Origin of the sequence: Anaerolactibacter massiliensis (assembly GCF_900290205.1) — a bacterium.
GTDB classification, from domain to species: Bacteria; Bacillota_I; Bacilli_A; order Erysipelotrichales; family Erysipelotrichaceae; genus Bulleidia; species Bulleidia intestinalis.
The window spans coordinates 167,253-180,777 of sequence record NZ_OLMH01000001.1 but is presented as its reverse complement, the minus strand read 5'-3'; the positions used below and the strand labels follow the sequence as shown (position 1 = coordinate 180,777).

The 13,525-nt window shown below is 48.4% G+C and carries 13 protein-coding genes; all 13 read right to left on the bottom strand.

The window, feature by feature from the left end:
• Positions 1-77: 77 nt before the first annotated feature.
• Positions 78-1,493, bottom strand: coding sequence for a hypothetical protein (locus C7E00_RS00955; protein ID WP_105302500.1), 1,416 nt, complete (start codon positions 1,491-1,493; stop codon positions 78-80).
• A 110-nt stretch (positions 1,494-1,603) separates the two neighbouring features.
• Positions 1,604-2,533, bottom strand: a complete 930-nt coding sequence (locus C7E00_RS00950) for a DUF2238 domain-containing protein (RefSeq protein ID WP_204378531.1) — start codon at positions 2,531-2,533, stop codon at positions 1,604-1,606.
• Positions 2,530-3,690, bottom strand: coding sequence for an iron-containing alcohol dehydrogenase (locus C7E00_RS00945; RefSeq protein WP_105302499.1), 1,161 nt, complete (start codon positions 3,688-3,690; stop codon positions 2,530-2,532). The genes C7E00_RS00950 and C7E00_RS00945 overlap by 4 nt, the downstream gene beginning before the upstream one ends.
• Before the next feature lie 37 nt (positions 3,691-3,727).
• The gene (locus C7E00_RS00940; RefSeq protein WP_105302498.1) at positions 3,728-3,928 is read right to left on the bottom strand and encodes a DUF4339 domain-containing protein; all 201 of its coding nucleotides are present in this window, start codon (positions 3,926-3,928) and stop codon (positions 3,728-3,730) included.
• A gap of 16 nt (positions 3,929-3,944) precedes the next feature.
• On the bottom strand, positions 3,945-6,314 hold the full coding sequence (locus C7E00_RS00935; RefSeq protein WP_105302497.1) for a helix-turn-helix domain-containing protein: 2,370 nt from the start codon (positions 6,312-6,314) through the stop codon (positions 3,945-3,947).
• A 56-nt stretch (positions 6,315-6,370) separates the two neighbouring features.
• Positions 6,371-7,927 (bottom strand): PTS sugar transporter subunit IIABC family protein, encoded by a 1,557-nt coding sequence (locus C7E00_RS00930; RefSeq protein ID WP_105302496.1) that lies wholly within the window; start codon positions 7,925-7,927, stop codon positions 6,371-6,373.
• Positions 7,928-7,971: 44 nt separating this feature from the next.
• Positions 7,972-8,745, bottom strand: a complete 774-nt coding sequence (locus C7E00_RS00925) for an NAD kinase (RefSeq protein ID WP_105302495.1) — start codon at positions 8,743-8,745, stop codon at positions 7,972-7,974.
• A gap of 307 nt (positions 8,746-9,052) precedes the next feature.
• Positions 9,053-9,712, bottom strand: coding sequence for a hypothetical protein (locus C7E00_RS00920; protein WP_105302494.1), 660 nt, complete (start codon positions 9,710-9,712; stop codon positions 9,053-9,055).
• Complete coding sequence (locus tag C7E00_RS00915) at positions 9,694-10,347, bottom strand: ABC transporter ATP-binding protein (protein ID WP_105302493.1); 654 nt, start codon at positions 10,345-10,347, stop codon at positions 9,694-9,696. Before C7E00_RS00915 ends, C7E00_RS00920 begins: the two co-directional genes overlap by 19 nt.
• Positions 10,319-10,954: a hypothetical protein gene (locus tag C7E00_RS00910; RefSeq protein ID WP_105302492.1), complete on the bottom strand. Its 636-nt coding sequence runs from the start codon at positions 10,952-10,954 to the stop codon at positions 10,319-10,321. The genes C7E00_RS00915 and C7E00_RS00910 overlap by 29 nt, the downstream gene beginning before the upstream one ends.
• Positions 10,945-11,652, bottom strand: coding sequence for a hypothetical protein (locus tag C7E00_RS00905; RefSeq protein WP_105302491.1), 708 nt, complete (start codon positions 11,650-11,652; stop codon positions 10,945-10,947). The genes C7E00_RS00910 and C7E00_RS00905 overlap by 10 nt, the downstream gene beginning before the upstream one ends.
• A gap of 122 nt (positions 11,653-11,774) precedes the next feature.
• Positions 11,775-12,170, bottom strand: a complete 396-nt coding sequence (locus C7E00_RS00900) for a hypothetical protein (RefSeq protein ID WP_135358122.1) — start codon at positions 12,168-12,170, stop codon at positions 11,775-11,777.
• 356 nt (positions 12,171-12,526) lie between these two features.
• Positions 12,527-13,366 carry a GHKL domain-containing protein gene (locus tag C7E00_RS00895; protein ID WP_167836408.1) on the bottom strand — a complete coding sequence of 280 codons (840 nt, stop codon included), beginning with the start codon at positions 13,364-13,366 and terminating at the stop codon, positions 12,527-12,529.
• Positions 13,367-13,525: the final 159 nt, after the last annotated feature.

Below are 13,525 nucleotides of genomic sequence, written 5' to 3'. Positions count from 1 at the left end.
CACTCTCTTGCGCGTTTTCCTGCAGATACTAGTTCCGTTCTCAGGTTTATCCGAATTATATCCTAACCTGTCAGAGTTTACCAGGTCTGTTCCGTTCCTTCTTCACTTGCCGGTGCCGTCGTCTCCGGAGCAGTCCAGATCGTCGGCGTAGGGGTCGGAGTCGGTGTCGTATAAGTCGTCTCTTCCTTCGCCACTTCGGTTCCGTTCATCGCGGTTCCTTCCGTATATGCTTCGCCATTCACGGTCAGCGTAAAGCCATTCAGTTTCACTGCCGTCTTTGAACAAGTCAGCCCGCTGACGTAGCTGTCTGCGGTCAGCGTCCACTCTGCATTTCCTTCCAGGTCTACATATACCTCGCCGCCATAGCTGCTGTAAGGATTGACCGCCCCATTGAATACCGTTCCGTCATTCAGCATCAGGTTCAGCGTCGATCCGCTGCTGATCGTGAAGTTTCCATTCAGCTGCTGATTCTCAGCCGTGAAGTTCACATTGGCACCGCTTGAGCCAGCTCCCTGCGAAGCAATCAGAAGATTGCTGTCATACGGATTGATCGCCACATCATTCAGATACACATCCGCACTGGAATAAGCCCGGAACACCGTTCCGTATTCACAGTTCAGCGTTCCGCCGTTCATCGTGAACGAAGCAGACTTCCCATCCGTATTTCCAGATGTCTGATAGAACAGCACTGCCTGATACTCATTGACATCCACATAATTCGAACCGCGCTGATACGTGAGATAGGTGCTCGGATGAATATCTTCTGCTGTCCTTGTATGATCTCCCGTCACGGTGCAGTTCACCAGCGTGACCTCATGCGGCCCGTCAATGATCACAGCCGGAGATACGATTGCCGAAAGCTCGGCACCGGAAACCGTAACACTGCCGCTGCTCTGAATCGCCGGAGCAAGGATTCCATATGCTGAATAGGTCCCGCCATCCACGGTCAGCTTGCTCTGATCTCCATCCGCCTGCAGCGCTGGCGAGTAATCACCATGCGTCGTAACAGCCAGATTGGATGCCGATACCGAAGAACCGGAAGCAGCCCGGATTCCATCTGAATACGAAGCGCTCGTGAACACCGTGGAATCTGAAATCTGAACCGCTGTTCCGCTGCCGATGCTGCAGAGTCCGTATGCATACGTTCCATTCGTCTCAATCTCCGCATTGGAAACTGTCGCCTGTCCGCTGTTCTTCACGCTGATCGCCGCATTATCCGCATTCGCTTCGGATTCTTCAGTGCCATCGCCGATCTTCGTGACGGAAATCCTGTCATAAGCAGCCTTCTTGCCATTCACCTCCAGAGCATTCCCCGGGGTCTCATTGTTCGTATATTCTCTGCGCGGCCCCGGTGCAGCAGCCACACCAGCTGGCTGACTGCTCGCAGAGGGTGATGCAGTAGCTTCTGCTGAAGAAGTGCTGCCTCCGCATCCCGCCAGCATCACACATAGTATTCCTGCAAGCAGTTCTTTCCCTGTCTGTCTGTTCTTCATCGCCTGATTCTCCTGAAATTCTCTCCTATTATACGACACCCGGAACCACGCAAAAAATTTCTTCTCTGCCAGGCTGCCAAGTCAGAAAAAGGATCCTGATCATGTCGATATCAGCAATCCTTCTTCACTTCTGAATCCGGTATGTCTGCGGCATTCGGGAAATCTCTGATGAACTCTCTCGCATCTTTCTCAGAAGAACGGATAGTCAGTTCCGGTTCACTGATCTTCTCCTTCCTTTCAGACTCCTTCTGCATAGGAATCTCCTTGAGAGGCGGGTCTTTCGGCTCTGCGCGTTTCAGCTGCAGATTATCTACCCACTTCGTGGTATATTTGCGCATTGAAAAATAGCCGAACAGCGATACAAGAGCAGCACCGCATACATCCACGATAATGTCTTTCATCGTATCTGCCAATGCGGCTCTGCCGACAAACGGAACCCCATCCTCAGTCATGAACTTCTGCATATTCAATCCGAGAATGCCATCAAACGTGAATTCATAAATCTCCCACAATGCGCCGCAGGTCACTGCAAAACAGAATGCAAACAATGCGATGAACCCCGGGGACAGATTGAATGGCACATGCTCGCTGTCATTCAGAATCGAGATGATGGAGAATGCAAGCGTACCCAGCATGCCTGCACTGAAGAAATGCAGGAATGTATCCCAATGCGGAACATTGTAATAGAAACTTCTTGTCTCTCCCAGGAAGATTGCACAGTACAGGAAGATCTCAAACGGAATCAGCATTCCTGATGGAATTCTGATCTTCAGATTCTTCTCCACCTTCGATGGCAGATTCATGCAGATGACGCCGAGAATCGACTCGGTGAACATCAGCGTATAATACGCCTTCGGATGCACATACTCTGGTGCCCCATCCGGAACTTCCGATGGCGCAGTCGCGATCAGAATGCCGATGATGATCACAGAAGCCCACATCGTGATATTCACGAAGCTATAGACCAGCTTCTGCGTTCTTTCCTGTCTTTCCTTCTCTTCCGGAGAAGGATCTATCTCCATCCTCTGATTCAGTTTCATAAGCTATCCCTGATAATTCCAAGTATATCTTCTCTGCTGAGATTCACGAAAGCAGAATCGAATCCTTTCATACGGATTGCCTCATCTGTCATCGATTCTGCCAGAGAATCATCCGGAATCCCGATCTCGCGAAGCGTTGAAGGAAGTCCGCACGACGCAAAGAAAGCCTGCAGTGCATCAATTCCCATCTCTGCTTCCTTCATCGGATCTTCTTCCTGGATATTCCATACCTTCTCTGCAAACCGATCGAATCTCTTCACGGTCGCAGGTGTGAGGATTCTTCTCATCCAGTGCGGAGTGATGATCGCCAGGGATTCGCCATGATTCACATCATAAAATGCACTCAGCTCATGGCTGATCGGATGGCAGCTCCAGGATCCTTTCTTTCCGGCAGAAGTGATCTGACTGATGCCGAGTGTTCCTGCCCACATCAGATTTGCCCTTGCAGAATAATTATGAGGATCTCCCAGTGCCTTCGGAAGTTCCTGGATCACAGTCCTGAGCAGTCCTTCGGCCAGCTCATCGGCAATCACCGCATCTTCCACCCGGCTGAAATAGTTCTCCATGATATGACTCATGATATCAGCAGAACCAGCCGCAGTCTGTCTTCTGGAGACCGAGAACGTATAAGAAGGATCACAGATTGAAAGAACCGGATAGTGATACGGAGACTTGCAGCCCTTCTTCAGCTTCTTCTCCGGCCAGGAAATCACAGCGGTATTGTTCATCTCAGAGCCCGTAGCCGCAAGCGTAAGCACCGTAAACACCGGCAGTGACCCGTGAATCAGAGCAGGATTCATGACCATCTCCCATGGATCTGCATCATTCACGGCACAGTCCGCAACCATCTTGGCACAATCCAGCACCGATCCTCCGCCCGCTGCCAGAACAATCTTCACCTGGTTTTTACGGCAGAGATCTCTTCCCCTGATTACCGTGGAAATCCGGGGATTGGGCTCAATGCCCGATAATTCCACGATCTTAAATCCCTTCAGCACTCTCTGAATGTCGTCGTATACTCCGTTCTTCCTGATGGATCCTCCGCCATAGCAGAGCAGCACCGTATCCCCATACGGTCTCATCGCATCCGCAAGATGCTCAATCTGTCCTTTTCCGAACAGCACTTCTGTCGGTATTCTGAAATCAAAGTTTTCCATGTCCTTACAGTAACACAAAAGAGGGTTCTGAACCCTCTTAATGTGTGAGATAGAAGCTGTAAATCGAATTGCCGACCGAAATCCAGTCATCCAGGTCCGTCATCCAGATCAGATCATTTTCCGACAGGATGCCGTTCCGGATCAGTTTGATCAGTTCTTCATCGGTATACGGTCCGTACTTCTGCCCATCTTCCTTGGCGTAATACCAGACCTTGTCACTATTATCTGCAATTGCCATGACGGTCTCCTTTCAATCAGTTGCTGCCATTCGGACCATCGCCGCCGCTGCCGCTCTCCGTCCCCTCATTAGACGTTGGCGTCGGGGTTGGCGTCGGAGTCGGATCAGTATACTGGTAGGTAATATTTCCGAGATTGCTGGTAGAAGAAGAATACTTTGTCGTATCAGCAGGAACTGCTTCTACAGTAATGGAATAGCTTGTGCCATTGCTCAGCGCATCCGTCCAGTTAATGGAATTCGTCGTCGTATTATGGGTCACGCCATTAATCGTCACATTGTACGAAGCAGCCCCTGATACAGCATTCCACGTAATCGTCCAGCTGTGGTCCGGATTGACTGCATAAGAGTTCAGACTCGTCGTGCCGAGCGGCGTTGTGATCGTCTTGACCTCAATGGACACTGAACCGGCATCGCTGCTTGCATACTTCTTCTCGCCATCTGCAGGGTTGGCAATAACCTGAATCGTATAGGTTCCGACAGGCATATTGCTCAGGGTGACGGAAGTATCCTTTACGGTATTCGAATAATCCTGGAACTGAACGGTGTAGGAATCCGCGTTTGGAACTGCATCCCAGCTTACTGTCACATCCGTATTCGAACTGCTCTGCACTGCCTTGGCACTCGGAGTTGCCAGCTTGATCTGATTTGCGGTGTAAGTATAGCTGACAGACAGAGCATCGGAATTCGCATACTTGTCTGTGTTGTTGGAACATGAAGTGATCGTGATCGTATAAGTCGTTCCGTTGTCGAGCTTATCAGAAGAAATGCTTGCGGAATTCTTCGCCGCCTTCACAGAAGTCTGCGGAGTCGTGCTGACAGTCACCGTATAATAATCCGCATTCTGAACTGCATTCCAGGTAATCGTGAGATTTGCGGCGGTCACGGAGAACTGCACATTCGCAGCCTGAGCAAGCTTCTCTGTTTCTGCAGAAGGAGTCGGAGCAGCTTCACTGCTTTCCGTATACACGCTGTAGTTGTTATCGCCGGCACCGACAATCGTGCCGGAAGAACTTAATGCGACCAGCGTATTTCCTCTTGCGGCAATATACTTCACGCCGCTGAAGTTCTTAACGCTATCGCTGATCTTGCTGTCATCAGAATCTGAAATCACGGTGATCTTGCCGCCGGAAAGGCCTGCCACGAAGGTATTTCCAGCTGCCACCTGCGTCATACCGCTCCATTTCGAAGTATCAGGCGCTGTTCCGCTGATGCTGTAGCAGCTGACGGTTCCGTTCGAGAACAGAACGAGAATATACGAATCGCTGATTGAAACACTCTGCACCTTGGTCAGAGACTCCAGCTGAGAAGAAACACTGAGCGTTCCTGCAACCTTGAGCGTCTTGTCCGTCGTCAGGCCGATCGTGAATTCATTGCCTGCATAAACCTTGCTGATATTCGTCCAGTCGCTGACGGAACATGCATTGTCACTGCCCGAGCAGACGACTGTGCCATCAGACTTCACGGCAGCAGAATGAGAAGTTCCGGCAGCCACCATGGTCAGATCCGTCCATTTGGAGACCGAGCAGGCACTGCTCGATCCGGCACAGGTAGCCGTTCCGTCCTTCTTCAGGCCGATTGCCCACGTAGGACCGGCACTGACCTGAACAAGATCTCCGGTTTCAATTGCTGGAACCGAAGTACCCATCTTTGTGACATCTCCGCCATCTTCGACATAGATCGAGAAGGTATTGCCCAGAGCCAGACGGTTTGTATCACCCGCCGAGAGCGTATCGCTGCTTCTGCCCCCGAGCATATTCACGATCATGACAATCAGAATCACTGCAGCTGCCGCAATCGCAATCAGAAGATACAATCTCTTCTGATCCATCTTAGCAGGCTGCTTCTTCTTCGCAGCTGCCTGCTTCGGCTTGCGCGGAGCTTCTTTTACTTCTTCCTCTTCTTCTGCTTCCTCTCCCTCTTCGGAATCATCATCAACAATCCTGTTGACAGTTGTGGACTCAAAGGAACCGGAATCTGCAGAAGCTGCATCTCTGAGATCTCTGGTCTTAGTCACTTCCAGCGTATCATCTGTCTTGGGCGTATTCTCCTCAAACCGCATGGTCTGATCGATATCCATGCGCGTCTGATTGATATTGCCAGGCTGTGCATCCGGATTCATCAGATCCGCAAATGGAATCTGCACGCTGTCAAAGTCCTCATCCAGCCTCGGCAGAGTAACCGAACGCGCATTATCCGCCAGATCCTGCAGAGGAACCCCGTACAGATCAGCCAGAGCCTTGAGAAGGAAAATCGAAGGAACAGAATTTCCATTCTCCCAGTTCATATATTCCTGGACGGTCACGCCAAGTCTGGCGGCCAGATCTCCCTGCGCATAATTCAGGTGCTTGCGCAGAGCAGTCAGTTTTTCAGGAAGCCGATTTTCCATAGACAATCTCCTTATCCGGTCTTCATTTTAATGACGCTATGACCTCTTTTCAACTTTTACCGATTGACGCTGCGGATGCTGTCACGCATATATTCAATGATGCCGATTCTCACCATTGTTGAAGCTGCTCCATATGCAATTGAATAGCCCGCTCTGGTTTCCGTGATCCGGATGCTGCCGAGCTCACGCAGCTTATTGACATTCAGTTTCGTCGGATCATACAGGCTGACCACAACCCGGTCTGCCGAAGAATGAATCAGCTTCACGTTCTCGATTCCGCCAAGTGCTTCAACGGTTCCCATGACCAGCCGATCCTTTCCGCCCGTATGGAATACGTCCAGGGCCAGACGGCGGAAGTAGAGCCTCGTGAAGAAAAAATAGATCAGGAAGGAAATTCCTCCGACAATCAGGATTTTAATCAGCGTATCAGTCAGTGAACTGTTTCCGATATAGCTCAGATACTCCAGCAGCGTTCCTGGCATTGCCGTGATCGTGCTTGTTCCGCTGTAATTGAATCCGAGATACGTATGCATTGACTGGAATACCCCGAACAGAACTCCGGTATATCCGATATGAAACAGAAACAGCAGCGGGCAGAGGAAGAACAGCATCAGTTCCACCGGCAGCAGCGTGCCGCTCAATAACGACATCGCTGTAACAAGAATATAAAGCATTCTCGTTCTTCTGCGCTCCAGCCGATCTGTCTGCATCGAATACATTCCCCATAGAAGCCCCGGAATCGCAAACAAATTGAGCACATAATATGGCGTGATGAACCTTCCGGTCATTCCTGAAATCGATCCTGCCGCAAGCTGCGCAGTCCAGATATTCACATCACCGGCAATATTCGTTCCCGCCATGGAAATCCAGGAACCGCCGCTGGTCCCGTACCAGAACGGCGACCGGATGATCGTGCCGAGGTTCAGCACGCTCAGCATACGCTCCATGATTCCAAATACCGCAAGATTCGCCGGATTCGTCGTATCGCTGGCAATATAAGTGATCGCTGCCTGCAGAGCCTCAATGATATATGGCCAGATATAAGCGATGATGATGCCGAAGATCGTGCTGAAAAACATCGTTCTGATCACGCAGAACGTATCTTTTGAAATAAACGAGAAAAAACCGTATTCACTGCGGATCCTGGATCTCGAATAGCTGCGCAGCGTGATAATCGAAACAATGGCCGTAGCTGCGAGTCCCGTCTGCAGCGGATAATGCACGCCGCCGCTCATCAAGGCCGTCGAAGCAGCCGTGAATGAGATTCCTAAGATCGAGGAATAAGCCGTCGTCGGCATAGAAGACGTTGCGAAGTACATCGTGACAATCTGGAAGACCACATAGCCCGAAAATGCCGAGATGATCGTGGTCGCACTGCCATTCTTTCTCGCTACCAGCCTGATCAGAAACAGCAGTGGGAAATTCACCAGCAGAAACGTGCCGAGACGCATTCCGGTCTGAGCAAGCAGGGTGATGAATTCATTATCAATCCGGATAAACGATTCGAATACTTCATTCGTAAGCAGATTTCCGAGTCCGAGCAGAACCTGTGCTGCCAGCATCACACAGATCGGAAAGTACAAGATTTCATACAGCGAATGCCAATTGCGCATCTGAAAGCTCCTTATTGACCTATTTTATCATGATTCTTCAGTCCCTAGAACAGACTCTGCAGACGATCAAAATAGGAGATATCTCTGCTCTTCAGCATTCTGACCTTCTTATGGTCTGAAACAGCAATCTTCACTTCATGCATCGCATCCATGCTGAACACCTCAGAATCCGCTCCCAGAAGCGCTCCTGTGAAACTATGAGACTCCAGTCTGATTTCCGTCTCCCGCTTCATCACGAACGAAGCTCCGAGAGAACGATATTTATTATGATGAATTCCGCCGATCTCGGACATCTGGATCAGATCCAGACCATCCTGGATCACCGCTCCGCCAAGCGAGCGATTATATGCAGTACTGCCCAGCTGAGTAGAGATACATAATCCAGTACCTCTGAACTCCTCGAACTTCCTGCCATTGATGATGACATTCATATCCTGCGTTCTTGCCGCATTCTCTACCCGGATCTCATTGACTCCATAATATGTGCCGAGATCCGTATCCGCTCTCAGCATCGGATAGTCTTTCTCCCAGCATGAGCCATTCAGATATGCATTCAGGAATAATTTAAATTCGCCATCATGATAATCCGTATAGAATCCCAGCGTCCCGGTATGAATCCCATAGAACTGCACGTGATCCAGCTGTTCCAGATAATAGTGAATCGCATAGAGGAACGTTCCATCCCCTCCGACTACGAAGACGATCTCAGGATGTTCTTCATCCAGCACATGATCCTTCCCATTCAGGCGCTGGATCAGTTCTTTTTTCAATCTCTCGGATTCCGGATCCGGGCGTGCAATCACCGTAAATTTCTTCATAGCAAAAGTATAAAACACCAGCCGTCATTCTGGTATTCCCGAAGACCGGATTCTGCACGGAACCGCTTGTGCGGATTGCCAGAGCCATAGGAGCCTTCGCACCAGACGACTCTTCCTGCAATTGACACTCCCACGGCTGAAGCCTGTGGGAGTGTCAAGTCCCATCATCACTTCATTTTGTGCCATGATGCAAAGAGAAGCGAATGCACAGACAGAATGATCCACTGAATCAGAACGAAAACAAGAAAAAGCCTGTGCATCATATACACAAGCTAAGAACGGTTATACCCGAAAAGGGATGCTGAAATCATCCGGCATCAGTTCCAAGATAACTTTCAGCTCTCTGCATGGAATCCTTTCTTGCCTGCCGGTATCCATCTGTTTCTGAAGCAGACAGAACCTCCGAATCATAGTTCTCTGAAAGTACCAGAACTGTCTCATACTGCCGATCTGCCCCAAGCGTCATGTCCTCACTCAGCTCTATGGTACTGAAGGCGGCTGCAGGATAGCACCCAAGCTCATTTGCCCGGATGGCATACAGATTTCCGGAAAGCCTGGAAAGATTCAGCAGATACTCCTGGTTCATCATCATCGGAAGATATCCCGAATAAGTGGATTCCATCTCTCCAGCCAGCGAATATGGTTCAATGACCTGAATCATCTTTCCTGCTTCCAGTTCTCCTGAAAATACCTGGCTGACCTGTACGGTGGTGATGATGGAAGTTCCGGAACATTTTCTGGATAATGGAGTTCCTTCAATGATTTCTCCCTGCAGAAAGGAACTGCCATATTCTTCTGTGTGATCTGTATACGAAAACACAGCAGCAAGCGGACTTACTGTGACCGGATAAACCTGTTCCAGTTCCTCAGATGGTGTGATCGGGTAGCTCCCGCGCAGAAAGTATCCTCCGCCTGCAGAAAGCAGAGAGAATACCAGCAGTCCTCCAGCTATTTTCTGAAATCCCATGGCCGGATCTCTCCTTTCTCGATCGTGATGATGGAATCGCTGATCTCCTTCAGTTCTTCCAGGTCATGATCTACCAGCAGGATCACTTTTCCCTTTACTCGTTCTTCCCGGATCACGTCAAACAGAATCTCTCTTGACTGCAGATCCAGACTATTCGTGACCTCATCCAGCAGAATCACATCCGGATCTTCCATGAATGCCTGAATCAGCATCAGCTTCTGCTTCATCCCGAGGGAATAGTCTCCAGCCTTCTTGTTCCTAGCAGAGCTCAGTCCGAACCGTTCAAACCAGGCCTGAATCTGCGCATTTGAAACCACTTTGCGGAAAGAAGCCAGAAACCTGATATTAGCAAGTCCGCTGAGATCATTGATCAGTTCCGGCTTCTCAATGGACACGCCGAAATTGAAATCAGAAATCGTATCTGAAGAAACGGCTTTCCCGTTATACGTAATGGTTCCTTCTGAAGGTGCCATCAGTCCGCACATGCATTTCAGCAGCACGGATTTCCCGGAGCCGTTTCTTCCCTTCAATCCCATTACGGTTCCTCCGGAGATCGAGAGATTCACATTCCGGAGAATTTCCTGGTTTCCGAATCGCTTGCCGACCTCAGTCAGCGTCAGTTCTCTTCTGATCATAGTCCCACTTCCTGTTCATTAAAAATAAGAAATAACCCAAGATACTGATTCCCCAGCGGATCCATACTCCTGCCGGAGTATCCAGCAAGGGAGTCCCGGCAAGGAACACCCAGTTGTTGATCACTTTCAGCACAATATGAATCAGAACTGCCAGAAACGCTGCCGTGCTGCAATTCACCACCTGCATCAGCATCAGTCTGAGAGCTCCGGCAAACAGCATCATGCAAAGACTGCTGTTCAGAAACCAGGAAACCATCGGTGACTGAAACCCTGCGATCATGACTGGAAGAACCAGATAAAGAGCCATGTACTCAGCAAGAATGAGCATCTCTGTCAGAAACTGATCCATCTTCCTGCCAGTACGATCTCTTCTGACCTGTACAGACTGCAGATGAAGAACATGATCTGCTTCCATGCATGCAATGAAATACAGCGGTATCATCATCAGCGGCAGAATATAATCATTGATCGCAAACAGAAATGAATCCCTGCTATTCCAGCCATAGACTGCAAACAGATATGCAGAAATCACAAGGATCAGAGAAACAATCAGCAGAATCTGAAACCGTCTGATTTTCTGCAGGAGCCGGAAACATTCTATTGCCATAGCTTCTCCTTTCCGGAAGCGGTCCTGATCAGCAGCCGGAAAAACACAAGATAGATCATCGGGCCGATAAAATTGAAAAAGGACTGAACAGGCTTGGAAACATAGTTCAGAGTGCTTTTACGAAGCAGCGAAACGGAAGTGAAATCAAACAGCGCCCCATATCCATTCGGAATCACCATCAGTCCGATCGAAAGAACAATCATTACCGCAAACGGACCAATCGCAACGGCAACCCTGTTTCTGGTAAAGCAGCTGATCAGGAAACCGGCCATGCCGAAAGCAGCTGCATATCCGGAAATCATCAGCACATAATAAGCTAAATAGAGGATCGGATGTGCATAATACAATTCCGGAAACATCACGCTGTCCGGATTCAGAGAAACCCCGAAATGGATTCCCGGGCAGGCAGTTTCTGCAATAATCACATCAAAGAGAAAACAGCAGAGATAGAAAAACAGCACCAGAAGAAATGAACTTACTGCTGACTCTGCCGCCTTCTGCAGAACGAACTTCTTCCGATCCGTTCTAGTGAAGATTGCTTTTCTGAGCGGATAATACGCATTGAACTGCTTGCCGCAGGCGAATGCCGCAAGCAGCGGCACCAGCCAGCAGAGCAGGTTCTCAACCAGAGAGCTGTTCAGTGCATTCAGCACATAGAAATCCAGAGCAGAAAGATCCGGAATGTTCCGCTGAGACAAGAACCGATAAATCTCTATACCAAACGCCAATGCCATAACCGTCAACCATTTATCTGGATCAACAATTCTATTCTTCATCTCTTTACCTAAAAGGGCTCTATGCAAGCAGCCCCTTTCACTTTCTAGTATGTCATCGTGCCGTTGATGGTATATCCGCCCCAATTGTATTCGGCACTCTTGAAATATACTTTGTGGACTGTTCTTTCAACTCTGTTATCAGTGAAGACAGCAGTTGCCTTTCCTCCTCCTTCTGCTGCCATTCCCCAAGTAGTCAGCTGTGTTTCAGAGCTGTCAACCGCCCGGAAATTTACTTTGTCAGTTTTACTCCCCGTTTTCACCAGGTTTACAAAGAGATACCTTCCATGGCAATAAGCATCGAGGTAATATTCCGCGAGTTTCTGTTGTGCAGGAATATAGAAATTTACCAGATTCACATCTGTATCTCTAGCAAGAACCGGCACACAGAAGATAGAAAGCGAAAGCAATACCACGTTGAGGACTCTTCTGAGTTTCCTCATAATCGTCCCTTTCCTAATCCTGAATCTGATGTCAGAGAAATTGAATGAATCAATACTGTCCCGGGAGAATATCCCGGGATTCATTGAATGCCGGTTCTTCTCATCATAACCTCCATTCTTCTTCGATCTATGTGACTATATCAATTCTGTGCAATCTCATATTCAACATGCATTTTTATTGAATTGTTAGCATCGAATTGGAACAGATTCCATAAATACATTATCTATTTCATTCGTGTTCATATGCATAGTTTACTTCATTGTCGCAGTTTCTTTTATGCATGTTATCCCGATAATCAGCAACTTATCACAAGGGATTTCAGATAGTATCTGGAATCCAGCACTGAGTTTTATCTCTATTCTTCGTTATGATGCAGAACAGCGAATGCCACGAACTCCTCATTCTCTTTTTGAAATGAACAAGTTCCGCCATATCTGGACGTAATTGATCGTATTGCCGAAAGTCCGAATCCGTGGCTTTCTGAATTCTTTACTTCAGCAGTGTCTGCTTCTGCTGAATTTTCTATTTTCACTATAAACCTTTCTCTGTTTGAGAAAATTTCCAGCTTTATGCGTCGTTCTGCCCCGATATGTTCGATTGCATTATCCATCAGATTGACTAGTAGAACATAAAGATCATCATCCGTCACGAATGGTTTCTCCGGAATATTCAGCACATAGCTCACTTCGATTTGATTCTGTGCTGCTTTATGACGTTCTGCATTCAAGATCAGATTGACTGCAGAACTTGGAGTCGATACCGGAATATCCGTCTCTTTCAGCTTTTCGGATAATGCTATGATGTTTTCATCGTCCGCATACTGATTCTGAAGGAGCGTGATCACATGTGATAAGTCATGACGAAGAGAAAGCAAGTCTGACTGCGCACGTACTTTGCCTTTTGCCGATAATAGCTCGGAAGAAATCATCATATTTTCTTTCTGCTGTTGCTGCAGCAGTGTATTTCTCTGATTGAAATGTACAAGCACCACGATTACCAGCAATGATAATGTGCCGATGCAGAAAATAGTAACCGCAAGACTTGCAGGATCATAAGCTTTATAGAAGAGCATCGCTTCAATAGAATCAATGATTGCAACACACAGAATAAGCATGCTTCCGATCAGATACTCCTCAAGTGCATTCAGCTGAATAACCGATTTCCTCTTCAGGACTCTTGCTATTGCTGAAAACATAAAGGTTTCAGCAATCTTTGTCAGTACAGTCATCTGCACAGAATATGAACTCACCAGCCTTGGTCCATCAACTTCATGGAACAGAATAATCGACCCCATCACGGCAATAGTTGTATTGAAAACGGCAACCAGCAAGTCTGGCAGCACAGCAAGAATCAG

Excerpts from the sequence above, each read along its gene's own strand:
- C7E00_RS00950 (WP_204378531.1), bottom strand. The coding sequence starts at position 2,533 with ATGAAACTGAATCAGAGGATGGAGATAGATCCTTCTCCGGAAGAGAAG.
- C7E00_RS00945 (WP_105302499.1), bottom strand. The coding sequence starts at position 3,690 with ATGGAAAACTTTGATTTCAGAATACCGACAGAAGTGCTGTTCGGAAAA.
- C7E00_RS00935 (WP_105302497.1), bottom strand. The coding sequence starts at position 6,314 with ATGGAAAATCGGCTTCCTGAAAAACTGACTGCTCTGCGCAAGCACCTG.
- C7E00_RS00915 (WP_105302493.1), bottom strand. The coding sequence starts at position 10,347 with ATGATCAGAAGAGAACTGACGCTGACTGAGGTCGGCAAGCGATTCGGA.
- C7E00_RS00900 (WP_135358122.1), bottom strand. The coding sequence starts at position 12,170 with ATGAGGAAACTCAGAAGAGTCCTCAACGTGGTATTGCTTTCGCTTTCT.
- C7E00_RS00925 (WP_105302495.1), bottom strand. The coding sequence starts at position 8,745 with ATGAAGAAATTTACGGTGATTGCACGCCCGGATCCGGAATCCGAGAGA.
- C7E00_RS00895 (WP_167836408.1), bottom strand. The coding sequence starts at position 13,366 with ATGTTTTCAGCAATAGCAAGAGTCCTGAAGAGGAAATCGGTTATTCAG.
- C7E00_RS00910 (WP_105302492.1), bottom strand. The coding sequence starts at position 10,954 with ATGGCAATAGAATGTTTCCGGCTCCTGCAGAAAATCAGACGGTTTCAG.
- C7E00_RS00940 (WP_105302498.1), bottom strand. The coding sequence starts at position 3,928 with ATGGCAATTGCAGATAATAGTGACAAGGTCTGGTATTACGCCAAGGAA.
- C7E00_RS00955 (WP_105302500.1), bottom strand. The coding sequence starts at position 1,493 with ATGAAGAACAGACAGACAGGGAAAGAACTGCTTGCAGGAATACTATGT.
- C7E00_RS00930 (WP_105302496.1), bottom strand. The coding sequence starts at position 7,927 with ATGCGCAATTGGCATTCGCTGTATGAAATCTTGTACTTTCCGATCTGT.
- C7E00_RS00920 (WP_105302494.1), bottom strand. The coding sequence starts at position 9,712 with ATGGGATTTCAGAAAATAGCTGGAGGACTGCTGGTATTCTCTCTGCTT.